The sequence below is a fragment of the Streptomyces sp. ATexAB-D23 genome, assembly GCF_000373645.1.
Lineage (GTDB): Bacteria > Actinomycetota > Actinomycetes > Streptomycetales > Streptomycetaceae > Streptomyces > Streptomyces castrisilvae.
On sequence record NZ_KB892022.1, the window covers coordinates 50,090 to 68,566 of the forward strand.

Here is an 18,477-nt window from a genome sequence, read left to right on the forward strand (position 1 = left end):
GGGACCGACCACCCATGAAGCACGGAATCCACCCCGCCTACCGCCCCGTCGTCTTCCGCGACAAGGCCGCAGGCTTCGCCATCCTGACCCGTTCGACCATGACCAGCGAGAAGACGATCGACTGGGAGGACGGCCACACCTACCCGGTGGTCGACGTCGAGATCTCCTCGGCGAGCCACCCCTTCTACACCGGCACCGCACGCGTCCTGGACACCGCGGGCCGCGTCGAACGCTTCGAGCGCCGCTACGGACAGGGCGGAGGCCGGCGATGACGCCCCCGGACCCGATGTCCGTGGTGATCGTCGCCGGACTGCACGGCGACGCCCGGCGCGAGACGGTCGAACGACTGCTGCGCGAGGTGCCCGGCGGCGTCGCCCTGCACCACGACCTGTCCGCGGGCCCGGCGGGCACCGTACGCCGCAGCGTGCGCGACGCCCACGGCGAGACGGCCTCAGGCGACACGCCCCTGGTCAACGACTGCGCCTGCTGCGCGCTGCGCGAGGACCTCGTGCCCGAGCTGGTGCGCCTGGCCGAGGACGGCACGACCCGGCTCGCGGTCGTGGAACTGTGGGACTCCGTCGAGCCCCGCTCCATGGCCGAGGTCGTCGCCGCCCACGGCCACGGCGTCTTCCGGCTCACCAACGTGGTGACCGCCGTGGACCCGGCGCTCGTCCTGCCCTGCCTGTCCAACGGCGACGACCTCGCCGAGGCCGGTCTCGCCGCGGCCGTCACGGACCGGCGCACGATCGGCGACACCTTCGCACGGCAGCTGGAGTACGCCCCCGTACTCGCCGTCACCGACAGCCCCGGCACCGGCCCGGACGATCTCGCGCTGCTGCGCCAGCTCCACCCCACCGCGACCCGGATTCCCGTCCGCTCCGGCCGTCTGGCCGCGGCGGCGACGGCGGGGTTCGACGTGGCGGCAGCGGCGGCCGCACAGCATCCGGCCTGCGCCCGGCTCCCCCACGACTGCGACGCGCACGGGGTCGGCACGCTCGTGTGGCAGCGCCGCCGGCCCTTCCACGCCGGCCGGCTCTACGAGGCGCTGGAAGACCTGTGCTGCGCGGCGGCCCGGAGCCGCGGACGGTTCTGGCTCGCCGACCGGCCCGACTCCCTGCTCGCCTGGGACGCGGCGGGCGGCGCGCTGTGCGTGGAGAACGCGGGACCGTGGATGGCCTCGCTGCCGGACGCCGCCTGGGAGCTGATGCCCGCCGAACGCCGTACCGCCGCCGCGCTGGACTGGCACCCCGAACACGGCGACCGCTGCCAGCACCTCGTCTTCACCTCACCGGGACTCGACCGGGCACGGCTGCTCGCACTGCTCGACGCCTGCCTGCTCACCGACGACGAGCTGACGTCCGGGCCCGACGCCTGGTCGCGGCCCACCGGTTTCGACCACCTGCTCGACCCGGCCGTCTGACATCCCCTCTTCCATTCCTCCGTTCCTCCCCTCGAAAGGCCCGACCGTCATGGCAGTCCCCAAACGCAAGATGTCCCGCAGCAACACCCGTCACCGCCGCGCCCAGTGGCGGGCCGACACCCCGGCGCTGGTCCCCGTCACCGTCGACGGCGCCACCCACCTGGTCCCGCAGCACCTGCGCAAGGCGTACGAGCGCGGCCTGCTCCGGCCGAAGAGCTGAAGATCCCCGCCATGGTTCCGGCATGATCAAGGCCATCCGATCCTTGGGGACTTGGGGAGCCGACATGCCGTGGCGTGAACACCTGCTCGTACGGGACGACACCCGGATCGCCTGCCGTGAGCGGGGCGGACCCGGCCAACCCGTGGTGCTGCTGCACGGGTTGGCCGGGCACGGGGGCGAATGGGACGCGCTGGCCGAGCTGCTGGCCCCCACCCACCGCGTCGTCACGGTGGACCAGCGCGGACACGGCGCCTCCGAACGCCACCCGCACGACGTCTCCCGCGCCGCGTACATCGCGGACGTCATCGCCGTCATCGACCACTTCGCCCTGGACCGCCCCGTCCTGGTCGGCCAGTCCATGGGCGGCCACACCGCGATGCTCACCGCCGCCGCGCACCCCGGCCGCATCGGCGCGCTGGCCCTCGTGGAAGCCGGCTGCGGCGGCCCGAACCCGGGCCTCCCCGCGCATATCGGCAACTGGCTGGACTCATGGCCGACGCCGTTCCCCTCCCCCGAGGCGGCGGCAGCCTTCTTCGGCGGCGGCAGCCTCGGCGCGGGCTGGGCGGCGGGCCTGGAACAGCGCGCCGACGGCTGGTGGCCCCGCTTCGACCGGGACGTCCTGGTCCGCTCACTGGCGGAGAACGCCCAGCGCTCCTTCCACGACGCGTGGACCCGCGTCACGTGCCCCACCCTGCTCGTCCTGGCCCGGTCCGGCTTCCTCCCCGCCGACGAGGTCACCGAGATGCTCCGCCTGCGCCCCGAAACCAGGGCCGTCAGCATCCCCGGCACGGGACACGACGTACACCTGGAGGCGCCGGAGGCGCTGTACGGGGCGCTGGCGGGTTACTTGGCGGAGGCCGTCCGGTAGCAGGCACCAGGGCGTCGACGTCTCCGGCCTCTGTTCCGGGGCTGGTTCAACGACGCACGGTCCGGCCGGCGCATTCGGCCGATCCTATGCACCGCCGTCGCGCGCGCGTCGACTCCTCACCTGCGGAAAGTGATCAATGTCATCAAAGCCGTGACGCATGTCAGCCGGGCTCCCCCTGCCGTTGTCCGGTCACCCGGCGGCGACGCAGGATCGGCGGCGGCTCGCCCCGACCGCCCCGATCACGGCAGGTGACACGGTTTGAACCTGGATACCGAACCCGCTGCAATTCCGGCCCGTGCCCCTGGCATCACCACCGGAGTCCGGCTCTTCACGCGAGGGGGCATCCATCCCCAGTGGCTGGCGAACGCCGTCCTGCCCGCCGTCCGGGCGCTCGACGAGGAGCTGAACGCCCCGGTGCTGTATCTGCGGCGGGGCTGGCTGCACGGCCCCCATGTGGACCTGGTGGCCCGGCCGGCCGGGGGTGAGGCGGGGGCCGTGCTGCCCTGGGACGACATCGCGGCGAAGCTGGACGCCGGGCCGCTGGTCCCTGAGGAGCAGCTGAGCGAGGAGGACTACCTCGTCCGCGCACGGGAGTTCGGCAGGCTGGAGCGGGTCGAGCCGCCCTATCTGCCGATGCGCCCGCACGGCCGGCTCGAATGGCTGGACGCCACGCGGACCGCCACCTGGCCCGAACCGCTGAACGCCCTGTGCGATCTGGCGCTGACCCGGATCAACCGGCCCCTGACGGCGGCCGTCGCGGAGGCCGCCTCGGGCGCGGGCACCCTGCCCACCCGGGTGGCGGAGGCGATGGTCGCGCTGGCGGCGTCCCACCACTCCGGTATCCCGTTCGGGGTGTTCTCGCTGCGCAGTCACGCCGAGGCGTTCCTCTCCTGGGCGGCGCCCCGCAAGGACGTGCGGCCGGTCTTCGCCCGCCGTCTCGCGGGTGACGCACCGCTGCTGCGGGCCCTGGTCGAGCAGACCCTGGCGGACACCGGTGGCCCCTCGGCGGCCCGTTGGCGTCAGGCGTTCGGCTACTGCATGGGGGTCTTCGACTCGGCCGTCGCGCAGGAGACGCTGACCCTGCGGACACTGGAGGAACGGGAGGGCGGCTTCGACCGGCGCACCATGGGACCGCCCGGCCAGGAGGACGTCACCGGCCACCGGGGCAGCGACTTCCACACCGCGGTGAACGCCTCCGGGGCCGTGGCCGGCACCACCGACTGGTTCGCGTCCTACCGCCTGTTGATCAACCTGTTCTACCAGCAGCTGCTGCTGCTGGACGTGTCCCCGATGCACCGCTACTACCTGTGCTACGCCATCGCGGAGACCGTGGACGAGGTGCTGGGCGAATCCTGGAGCGACCGCCTGGCCCGGACGGCACAGGCCCGGACGGCCACTGGCCGGACTGCCGGGACCGTCGCGTGAGGCCCGGGACGACGGGCGAGGACGCCCCCGCCGCTGAACCGCTCTGGATGCTGCGCGTCAACCCGCTGCCCAGGGCGCGGCTCGCGGACCCCGTACTGGCCGCGCTGCTGGACGAGGTGTGCGCCGCGGAGAACGAGGTCGAGGCCGCAGCGGAGGTCTGCTCGGCGCAGCTGCACCAGCTGATCGGCGCCACCGCCGACCCCGGCGGGCGCGGCCCCCTGATCGCACTGCGCCGGGACATCCACAACGACCGCGCCCCGCGCACCGGGGACGAGCCGGTGCCCGCGGTGGCCCGCTGGCGGGCGGCCCGCTCCGAGCGGGACGCGCTGCGCGAGGCGCTGGACCGGGAGTATCCGCAGGCCGCCGACCGGGAGCGGAAGCGGCTGGCGGGGCTCCTCGCCGATGACGACCTCAGGCGTTCGCTCGCCCTGGTCGCACCGGAGGTGGCCGCCGGCGCCGACCGCTACCGCGCCGCCCTGGAGGGCGGGGGGAAGCTGTCCGCCCGGCTGCGCAAGTCCGAACGCGGCCTGGTCCAGTACGTCACCCGCGCCATGATCCGCACCAGCCCGCTCTCCCGGTTCACCGCGGTCGGGCTGGCCCGCCCCGGGCCACGGGGCGTCGCGCTCGACGACGTGGCCCCCGACGGCGCGGTCCCGGTCGTCGGGCTGGACCGGATCATGCTGCACTACGTCCTCGGCGGACTCAGGTACGAGGCCGAACCGGGGCGGGCGGTGCGGCCGGAGGACTGGGTGCAGCTGCCGCCGACCTCCGAATTCGGGCCGGGGCGCGAGAAGCTGATGTTCCTTCAGCCCTCCGGGGGCCTCATCCGCCGGCTCTCCACCTCGGTCGCGGGGCCGGTGCGTCCGATGCTGAACGCCGTCGCCCTGGGCGCCCGGCAGGTGTCCGCCGTCGCGGCCGAGGTGGCCGGGGAGTTCGGCTGCCCGGCCGAGGACGCGCTGACCGCGGTGCGGGGGGCCGTGCGTGCGGGAATCCTCTGCCTGAGCGACGGCCCCGAGGACGGCGACCTGCCCTTCCGTACGGCGCTCGACCGCCCCGGCCTGCCCAGCGCCCCGCTCCTGGCGGAGGTGAACGGGCTGCTCCCGGAGGTCGCCGCCGCCCCGGCCGAGCGGCGGACCGCCGTGCTCACCCGGCTGCGCGGCACGCTCGCCGACCTCAGCAACCGCGCCGCCCGGCCCGCGCAGGTCCTGGTGGAGGAGGACTACGTACTGCCGTCCCTGACGGTGGACACCGCCCCCTGGCACGGCGCCCTGGACGACATGGCGGCGGTGGTGGAACTCCTGTCGGTCTTCGACCGGCTGCACGACATCCGCGCGGTGCTCTCCGCGATCTTCGTGGAGTGGTACGGGGCGGGGGCCGAGGTGCCGCTCGCCGAGCACGCCGAACGGATCGCCGCCGAGGTCTACCGGCGGGGCGGTTCGCTGGACGGCGAGATCCCCCAGGACGGCGGCCCGGCCGACGGCTCCCTCGGCCGGCTGCACCGACTGCGGGTGGACGTCCTGGCCCGGATGCGGAGCAGGCTCACGGACGCGGGCCCCGACGCCCGGGACGTGGTCCTGACCGCGCGGGAGGCCCGCGGCCTGGTCGCCGCGCTCCCGGACCGCTTCCGCCAGGACCCGTTGGCCTACGGCGTCCTGGTGCAGCCCTGGCGTGACCGGCTGATCTACAACGACGCGTACGCCGGGCACGGCATGCTCTACGGCCGGTTCCTCGGCGCCGACCGCGAGCTGGGCGGCCCGGCCCTGCCGTATCTGGCACAGCGGCTGCGGCGGCAGTACGGGGCGGACGGCCGCCGGGTCGCCGAGGACCTCGGGCTGCACCGGCTGAACGTCAACGCGCACGCCCGGGTGCTGCCCCACGGCATCGACGCGGACGGCTGGTTCACGCTGCGCCTCGCCCACGATCCGGCCACCGACGCGCTGTGCGTCCGTGACGCCGAGGGCCGCGACCTGCGGGTGCTGACCCTGGGCAGCGGCCACCCCGAGTTCCTGCCCGCCCCGGTGCGTATCGCGGCGTGGCTGGTCAGCGGCGGCCGGCTGATGGAGGACTTCGTCGGCGACTGGCTCGCGTCGGCGGGCGGTTCGGGTGACGCCACCCGGGTCTGCCCCCGCGTCTCGGTGGGGCGGGCGGTGCTGGCCAGGCGGCGCTGGTACGGCGGGAAGGAACTGGCCGAAGCGGTCACGGCCGGCCGGGAGGAGACCGACCGGCTGCGGGCGCTCGCCCGCTGGCGCGCCCGGCACGGCGCACCCGCCGAAGTGGTCCTCAAGACACCGCTGGAGGACACCTACGGAACGGAGGCGCTCCAGGCCGCCGCCGCGCTCGGCTTCGGCGCCGAGGAACACCGGCAGCGGCAGAAGCCGCAGTACACCGACCTGGAGAGCGCCGTGAGCGTACGGGTGCTGCCCCGGCTGATGGAACGGCGGAGCCCCGGCTATCTGGAAGAGGCCCTGCCCACCGTGGCGGACTCCCGGCACGCGGCGGAATGGGTGGTCGAGATCGCCCGGACCGCCGGTGCTCCCTTCACCTACGGAGGAAAGACCGCATGACGATGAGGTCACGGCCGTATCTGCACTATGCACCCGTCACGGGAGGCGTCTACTTCAGTGGGCCGCGCACCCAGTTCGTGATTCTGGGTCCGAAGGTGCTGCTCACCGTCGCGGATGTCTGCGTCCCGCTGCTGGAGACGGGCGCGACGGAGGACGAGCTGGTGGCGGCCCTCGGCTCGGAGCGGGCCAGGCCCGCCGTGCGCAGGCTGACCGACGAACTGCGCGCCCGCGACCTGCTGCTGGACACGGAGCGGTTCACCGCCGCCGCACCGGACGAGGAGACCCGGGAGCGCTTCGGTGAGGCGCTCGCCCATCTGGAGGCGTTCAGCGACGACCCGTACGCCGCCTTCGGCGCGCTGCGCGCCGCCCGGGTCCTGCTGCACGGGCCCTGCGCGGCCGTGCTGCCCGCGGCCCGTGGGCTGGCGCGGGCCGGTGCGGGCCGGCTGGTGCTCGCCCCCACCGACCCGCAGGACGCGGTGGCCACCGCACGGCGGCTGGGCGCGAAGCTGCTCACGGAAGGCGTGGACGGTCTGGACGTGAGCGATGTGGACGCGGTGATCTGGTGCGCCGAGGGCCCCGGTGTCGCGGAGGCCGCCGCCCGGCTGCTGGGGCTCCGCGACGGTGTGCCGCTGGTCCCGGTGCGGCTCGGACCGACCGCTCTGGCCGGCCCGGTGGTGACCGGCGGGTCCGGCGCGCACACCGCCGACGCGCTGGCGGCCCGTGCCGAGGACTGGGCCGCTGCCCGGGAGACCGGGCCCGCGCCCCGGCCCGGCGCGGACGCGCTGGCGGGGGCCCTGGCCGGGCAGTTGGTGTTCGAGGTGCTGGCCGGCGTCGGCACGGCGGGCGGCGCGCATGTCGTGCACGGGGAGGACCTGTCGGCGGACATGCTGCGCACCGCGGCGGGTGCCGCCGCCCCGGAGCCCGCCCCGGCTCCGGCTTCGGCTCCGGCTCCGGCGGAGAGCGGGAACGCTCCGGTGACGGACCCGGCGCTGCAAGGCGTCGTCGCCCCGCTCTCGGCGCCCTGGACCGGGCTGTTCGAACTGGCCGAGGGCGGCGACCTGCCGCAGCTGCCGCTGGCGCTGCGCGAGGCGGGGCTGCCCGGCCGGAAGGGGGCCGAGGTCATCGGCTGGGCCAGGGACCAGCAGGGTGCCACCGTCGCGGTCGCCCTGGAGGCCCTGCGCCGACTGGCCGTCCCGGAAGGCGGTCCGGCGGTGGGCGCCGCCGGGATCACCGAGGACCAGTGGCTGCTGGACGGCGCCCTCAGGCTGCTGACCGAGCGCGCCGCGCCGAGTGAGCGGCCGGACCCCGTACGCCTGCTGCCCGGCACCGAGGTGGTGCGGCGCGCTCTGGCCGAGGAGCACGGACTCCCGGTCGTGGTGCGGCTGCTGGAGATACCGGGGATCGGCTGGCCGCTGGCGCGGGCGGTGCACGCCGAGACCGGCGAAGTGTACGGACACGGCTGGGGCCCGACCGGGGAGGAGGCCGCGCACGGCTGCCTCGGTACGGTCCTCGCCGGCCGCATCGCGGCCGGGTTGCGGCCCGGTGCCGAGGTCGCGGCCGTGCACACCGGGGCCCTGCGGACGGCCGGTCCCGAAGCCCTGGCGCGGCTGCGCGCGGAGATCGCCGCCCGCGCGGCGGCGGGCCTCCTCCCCGGGGAGCCCGTGGGGACACCGCTGCGGTCCGACCCGGTGCTCGGCACCCTGCCCGTCTTCTTCGGCCCGGTCGCGCTCAGCCCTGTCCCGAGCCCCGTCCCCCCGGCTTCCCCCGAAGCCCCGGCGCACGCCGAGGAGCCCGCACATGCCCGGTGAGATCATGACGGCCCCCGCCCGGCCGCAGCCCGCCGCCGGCCCGCATCCGGAGGTGGCGACCGGTCCCGACCTCACCGGGCCGGCCGCCGGGCAGTGGGCCCGAGCGCTGCGCCCGCTGGTCGCCGCCCGGCCCGGCTCCCTCTCCCTGAACCGCGGCTGGAACCCGGACTGGGAGCGGGAGCAGATGGACGCCGCGTCGGCCGGCGGCCGGCCGCATCTGTCGGTCCGGCTGTTCGGCGGTGAGGTCCTGATCGGCCCGTACTGGGTCCCCGGGGCGGAGGGCGGCTGCGCGGGCTGTGCGGAGCTGCGCTCCCGGGTGGTCGCCGGCCATCCGCTGGCCGCCGACCCCCTGCGGCCGGTCTCGCGTCCCGCGATGCGCCGCCCGTTCCTGCTGGAAATGCTGGCCCCCGTCCTCCGGAGCCTGGACGAACGCCCCCTGGAGGCCGGCGAGTTGTACGCGCTCGGCGGGCCCTCCTCCCGCCGCCATCTGGTCCGGCGCAGCGCCCGCTGCCGGGTCTGCGCCGCCGACCCCGCCGGGCTCGACCCGGCCCCGCCCGCCCCGTGGCCGGTGCGGCGGATACCCGCCGGACCGGACGGGCCGACGCGCGGCGCGGACGGTGCGGGGCTGCTCGGCCCCGGACTGCTCCGCGCGCGGACGGTGGACCCCCGGTTCGGGCCGGTCGACCGGGTGGTGCGGGAGGCGTCGCCGCCGTACGCCATGAGCGTGGCCTCCCTGCCGGAGTCGCTGGCCATGGGCTTCGCCCGCGCGGGGACCTTCGCCGACGCCGAGCCGGTCGCCATCCTGGAGGCGTACGAGCGGCTGGGGGGCTTCCCCCACGAGGCGGCCGTCGTCGGCCCGGTCAGCTACCGCGAGGTCGCCGACCGGGCCGTGGACCCCGGCACCCTCGGCCAGTACACCGAGGAGCAGCTGGCCCACCCCGGCAGCCGGGTCACGCCGTACAGCCCGGACACCCCGATGAACTGGGTGTGGGCCCGGGACCTGCACGGCGGGCCGTCGTCGCTCGTCCCGGCGGAGATCGGTTTCTACCAGTACGACCACCGGTTCGGGCGGGCGTACGACACGGTGCGCCGCAGCGACTCGCGGGCACGCACCTTCTACTTCCACGACTCCTCCAGCGGCTGCGCCCTGGGCTCGTCGCCGGAGGAGGCGGTGCTGCACTCGCTGTTCGAACTGGCGGAGCGGGACGCCTTCCTGAACGCCTGGCACCGGGCGGCCCCGTTGCCGACGATCGAGCTCTCCTCCGTCACCGATCCGGCCTCGCGGCGGCTGCTGGACCTCATCGACGCACACGGCTTCGACGTCCATCTGCTGGTGGCGACCGGCGACATCGACCTCCCGGTCGTCTGGTCGCTCGCGGTGAACCGGGAACAGCCCTTCCCGGCCAGCTTCTCCGCCGCGGGGTCCGGCTGCGACCCGGTGGCCGTGGCGCGTACGGCCCTGTGGGAGCTGGCGCAGCTGGTCACCGATCCGGTGACCTGGACCCGCGAGGACATCGAGCCGATGTTCGCCGATCCGTGGCTGGTGGACCAGTTGCACGACCATCTGAAGCTGTACTCGCTGCCGGAGGCGCTGCCGCGCGTCGTCTCGGTGCTCGGCGGGCGCCGGGTCGCCCTGCGGGACGCCTTTCCCGCCTGGCCGCACCGGCTGCGGGAGGCGGCGGGCGGTGATGTGCGCCGGGCGCTGGACTTCACCGCCGGGCTCTTCGCGGACGCCGGGCTCGAACGTGTCCTGATGGTGGACCAGTCCACCCGTGAGCACCGGGACCTGGGGCTCGCGGTCGCCAAGGCGGTCGTGCCCGGCATCACCCCGATGTGCTTCGGCCAGGCCCAGCAGCGGCTGAGCGGGCTGCCCCGGCTGGCGGCCGCGCTCGCGGGCACCCCCGCGGAGCACCGTACGGCGCCCTACGACCCCCACCCGTTCCCGTGACCGCGGAGGCAGCTGTGAACGTACCGGAAGCCCCCGCGCCGGACCGTGCGGGCCCGGTGCCCGAGGACGCGGACACGATGGCCCGGGACCGGATGTGGTACCTGTTCGCCGCCGGGGCCGACCGGCCGGCCGAGCCGCCGATGCCGCCGGACGCGGAGCCGCCGCCCGGCGTGCCGGTCTCCGCCCTGCCGGTGGCCCCCCGGCTGCCCGGCACCGCCCGGTTCGACGACCTCACCGCGCTGCCGCCGGGAACGGTCGACCTGCTGGAGGACGCCCCCTTCCCGGCCGGCCGGATCTCGGGCGTACCGGAGGACCGGGCACTGGCACACGCGCTGGTCGCCGCCTTCGGGGTGCAGCGCCGCGAACCGGAGAACCCGTTCAACGACCACCGGGGCTACGCCTCGGTGCGGGCCAAGTTCCCGGTGCAGGTCCTCGTCAACGACCGGGGCAGGCGGCAGGTGTTCGACCCGTACCGGCGGGCGCTGGCCGGGCTGTCCGGCGCCTCGTCGGCGCCCTCGGCGGCCCGGGAGGTGCTGCTCACCGGGCGCTTCACCCGGCTCCCCGCCACGTACCGCTGGTACCGGGGCTCGCTGGTGCAGCTGGAGCTGGGCATCGCGCTGCGCGCGCTGTGCGTGGCCCTCGAACTGCTGGGAATCCCGGCGCGGGTGCGGTTTCCCGGGCCCGGCGCCCGGCAACGGCTCGCGGAGTTCGGCCTCACGCCCAGCTGGGAGTGGACCCTGCCGGTGGTGGTCGAGCTGGCCGGGGACGCCTCCGCGGGGCCGGCCGGTCCGGACCACGGCCCGGCCGAGGCGGTGCCGGACCGGGTGATGGCCGATGTGGTGGAGATGAACCGCGCCCAGGAGTTCCCCGCCGCCGCGTCCCCGGTGGACACGGCCATCGCGTCCACCGCGCCGGACACCGGCCGGTCCTGGGCGGAGGTGCTGTGGCAGCGCACCTCGGGACGGATGCCGCGCGGCCTGTTCGGGAACAACGCCCGGCCGCGCACCGTACCGGGCGAGGTGCTGGACACCGCGCGCGACTGGCTGCTGACGCCCCCGCCGGGCGCCGGACCTCGGGCGGCGGCCGGGGCGCTGCGCGTCACCGCCGTCACCCAGTCGGTGACCGGCCACCCCGACGGGGTGTACGAGGTGACCCCCTCGGCCTACACCCCGCGCGCCACCGGTCCCGGCGTACCGGCCCGGCTGGAGGAGATCTACGGCTACCCCCTGGCGCCGGGCAACGGCTGCGACGTACGGCACGCGTCCGTGCTGTGGTTCCTGTCGTTCCGGCCCCGGGAACTGGCCGCGCACCTCGGCACCAGCGGCTGGACGGCGGCGCAGTACGCCTGCGGCTGGGCCGTGCACGGACTGACGCTGGCAGCGGCGTCCGCGGGCCTCTACGCGCGCCCGGTGCGGGCGTTCCGTGAGGCGCCCGCACGCCGCATCCTCGGGCTGCCGTCCGACGAGATGGTGGTCCTCGCAGTGATCAGCGGGACGTCGAGGTTCAGCGGCCCGCTGCTCGACCTGCGGCAGTGACGCTCGACCTCCGGCAGTGAATGAGAGAACGGAGACAACAACGGTGCAGTCCACATCCACCGGTCGCACGGCATCCCGGACAGCTCACTGGCCGGCTCCCGAGGCGGCGGCCTCCCAGGAACCGGGCCCCGCGGTCCAGTGGCGTTCCTGGCACCTCCACATCGGGTCCATGGCGCGGTCCGCGCACGACCGGGTGGTCACCGACGTCATCGGCCCCGCGGTGGACCTGTTTCCCGGCCGCCCCTGGTTCTTCATCCGGTACTGGCAGCACGGGCCGCATCTGCGGCTGCGGGTCGGCGGGCTGACCGCCTCGGAGACGGCACGCGCCGAGCGGCTGCTCCAGGACCGGCTCGGCCGCGCGACCCCGCTGCTGGAGGGTGAGGAGCCGCTCGACCGGGACACCTATCTGGCGCACGCCCGGCGGCTGTCGGCGCTGGAGGAGCCGCACCGGGGCGTCCGCCCGGCCGGCCCCCGGGACCCGGGCGTCTACCAGGACACCTACGTCCCGGAGACCGAACGGTACGGCGGGCCCGCTCCGATGCCCGCCACGGAGCGGCTGTTCCAGCTCTCCAGCGAACTGGTGCGCGCCTTCCTGCCCCGGTTGCCCGACTCGCGGTCGCGTTCGGCGATGGCGCTGCGGGCGGCCATGTCCGCCGGTACGGCGCTGGGCGGCCCGGCCGACCAGGCCATGTTCTACGCGCGTGGCCTGGAGGCCCTGCGGCAGATGGTGGGGGCCGGATTCCGGCTCTCCACCGAGCAGTTGGACCGGCTGTGCGGGTCCAACCCGGGCACCGGAAAACGTCCGGCAGGCGCACCGCCCGCCGTGGACCCGGCCCAGCACGGCCCGTTCGCGTCCTGGCACACCCTGCTCTGCGACCTGGCCGACCGGGTCCGTACCGAAGGCACCGTCGAACACCCCGGGGAGGTCTTCTTCTCCCACGTCCACATGCTGCACAACCGCCTCGGACTGACCATGGCCGAGGAACTCCAGACCTACGCCCGGCTGGTCCACCTCTTCCCGCCTGTGGAGCCCGGCACGCCCGAAGCCCTCGCGCAGCCGGCACCCAAGGAGCACTGATGGCACGCACCCTGCTCACCGAGCCGGCCCCCGCGGCCGCCCCGTCGGCCGGCGCACCGCCGATGGCCGTCCGGACCATGGGCATGTCCCGGTCCTACGGCGACAAGACCGCGCTGCACCCGATCGATCTGGAGATCCGCGGCGGCGAGCTGGTCGGCCTGCTGGGGCCCAACGGCGCGGGCAAGTCCACCCTGCTCAGCCTGCTCGTCGGACTGCGCCGGCCGACCTCGGGCCACTGCGAGCTGTTCGGCGGCGACCCGCGCAAGGCGGTGCACCGCAGGCTGATCGGCGTCACCCCGCAGGAGACCGGGCTGCCCCCCACGCTCCGGGTCGGCGAGGTGGCCGACTTCGCCGCCGCGCACTACGAGAACCCGGTCCCCCGGGGCGAACTTCTGGACCACTTCGGGCTGCTGGACAAGGAGCGCCGCCAGACCGGCGGGCTGTCCGGCGGTGAGAAGCGCCGGCTCGCGGTGGCCCTGGCCTTCGTGGGACGGCCCCGCATGGTGTTCCTCGACGAGCCCACCACCGGGCTCGACGTGGAGACCCGCCGCACTCTGTGGGAGGTGATCCGCGCCTTCCACGCCGAGGGCGGCACCGTGCTGCTGACCAGTCACTACCTGGAGGAGATCGAGCACCTGGCCGACCGCGTGGTGGTACTCACCCGGGGCCGGGTCGCCGCCGACGACACGGTGGACGCGCTGCGCGGACTGGTGCGCGCCCAGCGGGTCAGCCTGCTGGCCGACGAGGTGCCCTCGTTGCCCGGCATCCTCACCTCCGAGCGCGTCGACGGCCGTGTCCATCTGCTGACCCCCGACGCCGACGCGCTGGTGCGCGATCTGGTCATGAGCGGGGCACCGTTCTCCGGGCTCGAAGTCCGTTCGGCGACGCTGGAAGAGGCGTTCCTCACCCTCGCGGACGAGGCGGAGGCCGACGACGCCCCCGCCGGCGCGCCCGCGAAGACGACACAGTTGGGAAACGGCCCGTGGCGATAAGCACACCTGAGACGGCAAGCACCTCCGAGGCGGCACCCGCCGGTCTGCTGCCCGGCGGGCCCCCCGCCGAAGGGGTACGCGCCGCCCTGCGCACCCAGGTCAGGATGTCCCTGATGCACGCGCGCTACCAGCTGCTGCGCACCATGCGCATCCCGATCGCGCTGGTGGGCACGGCGTTCTTCCCGGGCGCCTCGATGCTGTTCTTCGTCGTCCCGGCCGCCGGCGACGACCCCGTGGGCGCGACCTACGCGACCGCCGCGATGGTGGTCTTCGCGACCATGATCAGCAACCTCTTCGGGCACGGCATCGGGGTGGCGGAGGAGCGCCAGCACCCGTGGGACCTCTACACCCGTACGCTGCCCAGCGGGCCGGGCCCGAAGTTCGCGGGAAGGCTGCTGTCCGGGCTGCTCACGATGCTGCTGTCCATGATCCCGCTGCTGCTCATCGCCGCACTGGCGACCGAGGCCACCACCACCCTCCTGGGCTTCCTGACCGGCGTGGTCGTCGTGATCCTGGTCTCCGTCCCGTTCACCCTGCTGGGGCTGACCATCGGCTATCTGCTGCCGATCCGGGCGGCGTTGACGGTGGTTCAGCTGACGTTCTTCCCGCTGGCCTTCGCCGGAGGGCTGTTCTCCGGGGCGGGCCAGGCACCCGGCTTCATCGAGACGATCGCCCCCTTCACCCCGACGCGCGGGGCCGCCGAGCTGATGTGGGCGGCCGTGGGCGACTACCGGCTGAACCCGGTCGCGGCCATCTCCTTCGTGGGGTGGACGGTGGCCCTGGCGGTGCTGTCGGTGTACGCCTACCGGCGGGACGAGGGCCAGCGCTTCCACTGAGCCTGTCCCGGTGGAGCGAACCGGCGGAGGGGGTGAGGGTCCGGGGGGACCGTCACCCCCTCCGCCGGTTCGTCCGGGGCCGGCTCCGCCGTCGCTCGCGAAGGGCGGTGTCAGCCCCGGCAGGCCATGCGCGCTATCCTGCGATCGCGTCTTCAAGGGCGGAGGACACGGCAACGGTGCCGGTCGGTCCTCGCAGGCGGGTGATGCCCGATTCCCTGATCCACCGCTGTACCCGAGGACCTGCCATGCCACAGTCGAACCCGCCGCCCGAGCCGAGCGCGGAGCAGGCCGAGTCGTTGCGGGACGTCGTGGGCGACCAGCGGCTGGATGCCGCCCAGGAGTGGCTGGAGGCGCATCCGCCGCATGTGATCGCCGATGAGCTGGCACGCATGGACGCGGTCGACGCCGGGGTGGCGTTCCGGCTGCTGCGCAAGGACCGGGCGCTGGAGGTGTTCGAGGAGCTGGAGCCGGTCGACCAGCAGCAGATCCTGGAGGGGCTGCGGGACCGCTCCTTCCGGGACCTCATCGAGGACATGGCCCCGGACGACCGGGCCAGGATGCTGCGGGAGGCCCCGGCCAAGGTCGTCAAGCGGGTGCTGGCCGGGCTGAGTCCCAACGAGCGCAGGATGACCTCCTCGCTGCTCGGCTACCCGGAGGGCTCCGTCGGCCGTTACATGACACCCGAGGTGATGGCGCTGTCGCGGTCGCTGACCGTCGAGCAGGCGCTGCGTACCGTACGGGAGAAGGGGGCGGAGGCGGAGACCGTGTACACCCTGCCCGTGGTCGACTCCGGCCGCCGGCTGACCGGGGTGGTGGAACTGCGTGAACTGGTGCTCAACGCACCGGGCACGATGGTCTCCGAGCTGGTCGTGACCGAGCCGGCCTCCGCGTACGCCACCGACTCCGCCGAGGCCGCGGCCCGTCTGATGCGGGAGACCAACGACTTCAACCTGCCCGTCGTCGACAGCGAGGAACGGCTCGTCGGGCTCTTCACCATCGACGACGCCGTGGAGGTCATCGAGGCGGCCGACACCGAGGACGTCGCCCGCCAGGCGGGTGCCGCGCCGTGGGCCGGCCACTACATGGCCGCCTCCGTGTGGCAGCTCGCCCGCTACCGGGCGCTGTGGCTGAGCCTGCTGCTGGTCGCGGCGACCCTCACGGTCGGCGTGACCCAGGCGTTCGAGACCACCCTGGAACAGGTCGCCGCCCTCGCCCTGTTCATCCCGATGCTGATCGGCGCGGGCGGCAACGCCGGCGCCCAGGCCGCCACCGCCTGTGTACGCGCACTGGCGGTCGGCGAGGTCAGGAGTTCGGACCTGATAAGGGTGATCTGGCGGGAATGCCGGGTGGGCCTGGTCCTGGGGTCCCTGCTGGCCGTGCTCGGCCTGCTGCTGGGCACGGTGTTCGTCAGCGCGAGGATCGCCTTGGTGGTCGGTATCACCCTGGTCATCATCTGCGGGTGGGCGGCGACCATCGGCGGCGCCATGCCGCTGCTGGCCCGGCGGGTGCGGATCGACCCGGCGGTGGTCTCCGCGCCCATGGTCACCACCCTCGTGGACGCCACCGGCCTGATCATCTACTTCCTGACCGCGAAGGTCGTCCTGGGCGTCTGACCCGCACGCCGGACGGAGTCGGACGCCGGTACGTGTCCGAACCGCCCGCGCCCGCCGTCGGGTGAGCGGCGGGCCAGGACCCACCCGGGCGCCGGGGCGTTACGCGGTCGGCTCCAGGGACGGCGCCCACTGGCCGGCCAGCCCGCTCAGCAGCGCCTCGGTCTCCGCCTGGTTCCGGGCCAGCCCGTAGACCCGGCAGTCGGGGCGCACGACCGCCGCCGTCGCGCCGAGCGACCCGAGCCAGCCCCGCAGCGGCTCGTCGGCGGGGTCCCCGGGCCGCAGGTGACGCGTCCGCAGCCGCCAGCGTGCCGCGCACTGAGGCAGACCGGGGGCGAGCGGCGCGACGGGGCCGTCCGTGCTGAGGAGCACCGGGTCCGGGCCGAGGTGCCCGGCGCCGCCCAGTACCCCGGGCGGGACCGGCAGCCCCGCGCCGAAGCCCGCCGTGCCGTCGGCCCCCCGGTGGTACAGCCCCCCGTCCGGGGTGTGGACGCCGGGCTGTGCGGGGCGGGCGACGTCCGCGTCCGGCCGGGACGCCATCGCACTGTCCCGGTGTGCCGCGGCGACCGGATCGGTCAGGCAGATCATCCGGCCGAGCGCCACCGACCGGTCGATGCTCGCCTGCGCGTCCGGGCGGCGCTCGGCCTCGTAGCTGTCCAGCAGCTCCGGCAGCGCGGCACCGGCCAGCACCCGGTCCAGCTTCCACGCCAGGTCGCCGGCGTCGCGGATGCCGGAGCACATGCCCTGCCCGGCGAACGGCGGCATCTGGTGGGCGGCGTCTCCCGCGAGCAGCACCCGGCCGGCCCGCCAGCGGTCCGCGTTGCGGGCGGTGAAGGTGTAGACGGCGTGGCGTTCCAGCGTGGCGTTGCCCGGTTCGACGCCGAACATGGCCAGCAGCCGCCAGGCGTTGCGGGCGGTGCCGAACGCCTCGGGGGCCTCGCCCGGCAGCCGCATGAACTCCCAGCGGCGGTGCCCGGGTCCGGCCGAGACCGCGACCCGGGGGCGGGCGGGGTCGGCGATCTGCACGTTGCACGGCGGGAAGTCCGCAGCCCGGTGCGGTGTCACATCGCAGGCCATCCAGTCCAGGGCGAAGCCGCCCTCGCTCAGTGTGGCCCCCATCGCCTCGCGCACCATGCTGTTGGCGCCGTCGCACCCGATGACCCAGCGGGCCCTCAGCACCCGCTCCGGGCCCCCGGCGACGGGGCGCACGGTGAGGTCCGCGCCGGTCTCCCGGGCGGTCAGCCGGACCGCCTCGTGCCCGCGCAGCAGCCGCAGGTTCGGTATCCGCGCTGCGCGCTGCTCCAACGCCTCCTCCAGGCCCGGCTGGTACATGGAGGTGGACGCGGGCCAGCGGTGGGCGGGGTCGTGGCCCAGCCCGATACGGAGCAGGGTGCGGCCGGCCGCGTCGGCGACCACGTAGTCCTCGGAGGGTTCCCCGAACGTGCTCAGGTGGGGGCCGGCCCCCGCGGCGTCGAGGATGCGGGCGGCGTCGGCGTCGAAGGCGACGGCACGCGGCATCGGGTACGGCCGGGGCCAGCGTTCGACGACGGTGACCTGCCGGCCGCGCTGGGCGAGCAGGATCGACAACACCTGGCCGACCGGGCCGAATCCGACGACGAGGACGTCGGCGGGGGCCTCTTCCGAGGCCGGGGGCGGCGCAGCGCTCAACTTTCTCTCCCCTCCCGAAGAGCGAGTGGACTCCCCGGGTGGGACCGCGCCGGGAAATCGGGAAACGTGGTCACGCTAGCCCCCGTTCCACGCCGGAGGGCCCCGCGGAACCCCCCTGGGGAAAGAACGTGATGAATGTCAGCGCGGCTCGGGCGGCCGTTGTCCCGGCCGACGCGCGGCTGCCAGCATCAGCGCGTCATCGAAGCCCTCTGCACAAGGCATTGGAAGGGATCCAACATGAGCACTCTCGCCAGTGAGACTCCGGCCGGCGGCGACCTGTTCGCCTCGTTCGACATCGACGAGCTGGAGGTGCTGGAGGTCTCCGACAGCGTGGGCCTGCCGGAGATGGGCGCGAGCTCGTCGAGCCTGAGCGTCGCCTCCGAGGCGGCGGCGGACGTCAGCCTCTGCTGTTCGTCGTCCTCCTCCACCTGCTGCTGCTGCTGATCGCAGGTGCCCGCGTACCGGACCGCCTTCCCGGTCCGGTACGCGGGACCGTCCCCGTGCA

Annotated in this window: 15 protein-coding genes; 14 read left to right on the forward strand and 1 reads right to left on the reverse strand. The window is 74.8% G+C overall.

What is annotated here, in order from left to right; translation table 11 throughout:
* Window positions 1-14 precede the first annotated feature (14 nt).
* The 13 genes from B082_RS0120020 to mgtE all read left to right on the forward strand — a co-directional run bounded on the left by B082_RS0120020 (window position 15) and on the right by mgtE (window position 16,307).
* On the forward strand, window positions 15-272 hold the full coding sequence (locus tag B082_RS0120020) for a type B 50S ribosomal protein L31 (protein WP_018553597.1): 258 nt from the start codon (window positions 15-17) through the stop codon (window positions 270-272).
* A complete protein-coding gene (locus B082_RS0120025; RefSeq protein ID WP_018553598.1) occupies window positions 269-1,420 on the forward strand; it encodes a GTP-binding protein in 1,152 nt (383 codons plus the stop codon). The genes B082_RS0120020 and B082_RS0120025 overlap by 4 nt, the downstream gene beginning before the upstream one ends.
* 49 nt (window positions 1,421-1,469) lie before the next feature.
* Window positions 1,470-1,640: a 50S ribosomal protein L32 gene (gene rpmF / locus B082_RS0120030; protein WP_018553599.1), complete on the forward strand. Its 171-nt coding sequence runs from the start codon at window positions 1,470-1,472 to the stop codon at window positions 1,638-1,640.
* Between the two features lie 64 nt (window positions 1,641-1,704).
* The gene (locus tag B082_RS0120035) at window positions 1,705-2,508 is read left to right on the forward strand and encodes an alpha/beta fold hydrolase (RefSeq protein WP_018553600.1); all 804 of its coding nucleotides are present in this window, start codon (window positions 1,705-1,707) and stop codon (window positions 2,506-2,508) included.
* A gap of 258 nt (window positions 2,509-2,766) precedes the next feature.
* Window positions 2,767-3,933: a hypothetical protein gene (locus B082_RS0120040; RefSeq protein WP_018553601.1), complete on the forward strand. Its 1,167-nt coding sequence runs from the start codon at window positions 2,767-2,769 to the stop codon at window positions 3,931-3,933.
* A complete protein-coding gene (locus B082_RS0120045; protein WP_018553602.1) occupies window positions 3,930-6,497 on the forward strand; it encodes a lantibiotic dehydratase in 2,568 nt (855 codons plus the stop codon). Before B082_RS0120040 ends, B082_RS0120045 begins: the two co-directional genes overlap by 4 nt.
* Window positions 6,494-8,305, forward strand: coding sequence for a hypothetical protein (locus tag B082_RS36340; protein WP_051094645.1), 1,812 nt, complete (start codon window positions 6,494-6,496; stop codon window positions 8,303-8,305). The genes B082_RS0120045 and B082_RS36340 overlap by 4 nt, the downstream gene beginning before the upstream one ends.
* Window positions 8,295-10,253, forward strand: a complete 1,959-nt coding sequence (locus B082_RS0120055) for a TOMM precursor leader peptide-binding protein (protein WP_018553603.1) — start codon at window positions 8,295-8,297, stop codon at window positions 10,251-10,253. Before B082_RS36340 ends, B082_RS0120055 begins: the two co-directional genes overlap by 11 nt.
* Before the next feature lie 14 nt (window positions 10,254-10,267).
* Window positions 10,268-11,788, forward strand: coding sequence for a nitroreductase family protein (locus B082_RS0120060; protein WP_018553604.1), 1,521 nt, complete (start codon window positions 10,268-10,270; stop codon window positions 11,786-11,788).
* Window positions 11,789-11,831: 43 nt separating this feature from the next.
* Window positions 11,832-12,866: a thiopeptide-type bacteriocin biosynthesis protein gene (locus B082_RS0120065; protein WP_420707689.1), complete on the forward strand. Its 1,035-nt coding sequence runs from the start codon at window positions 11,832-11,834 to the stop codon at window positions 12,864-12,866.
* Entirely contained in the window at window positions 12,866-13,858 is a 993-nt protein-coding gene (locus B082_RS0120070) for an ABC transporter ATP-binding protein (RefSeq protein ID WP_018553606.1), read from the forward strand. The genes B082_RS0120065 and B082_RS0120070 overlap by 1 nt, the downstream gene beginning before the upstream one ends.
* Window positions 13,849-14,694: an ABC transporter permease gene (locus tag B082_RS0120075; RefSeq protein WP_234018190.1), complete on the forward strand. Its 846-nt coding sequence runs from the start codon at window positions 13,849-13,851 to the stop codon at window positions 14,692-14,694. Before B082_RS0120070 ends, B082_RS0120075 begins: the two co-directional genes overlap by 10 nt.
* A 245-nt stretch (window positions 14,695-14,939) precedes the next feature.
* Entirely contained in the window at window positions 14,940-16,307 is a 1,368-nt protein-coding gene (mgtE, locus tag B082_RS0120080; protein ID WP_018553608.1) for a magnesium transporter, read from the forward strand.
* Between the two features lie 99 nt (window positions 16,308-16,406).
* Here mgtE and B082_RS0120085 read toward each other — a convergent pair whose 3' ends face one another.
* Window positions 16,407-17,972, reverse strand: a complete 1,566-nt coding sequence (locus tag B082_RS0120085; RefSeq protein WP_018553609.1) for a bifunctional 3-(3-hydroxy-phenyl)propionate/3-hydroxycinnamic acid hydroxylase — start codon at window positions 17,970-17,972, stop codon at window positions 16,407-16,409.
* A 237-nt stretch (window positions 17,973-18,209) separates the two neighbouring features.
* On the opposite strand from B082_RS0120085, the gene B082_RS38110 reads away from it, so the two are divergent.
* Complete coding sequence (locus B082_RS38110) at window positions 18,210-18,416, forward strand: thiazolylpeptide-type bacteriocin (RefSeq protein WP_078622609.1); 207 nt, start codon at window positions 18,210-18,212, stop codon at window positions 18,414-18,416.
* The last annotated feature ends 61 nt before the right edge of the window (window positions 18,417-18,477 follow it).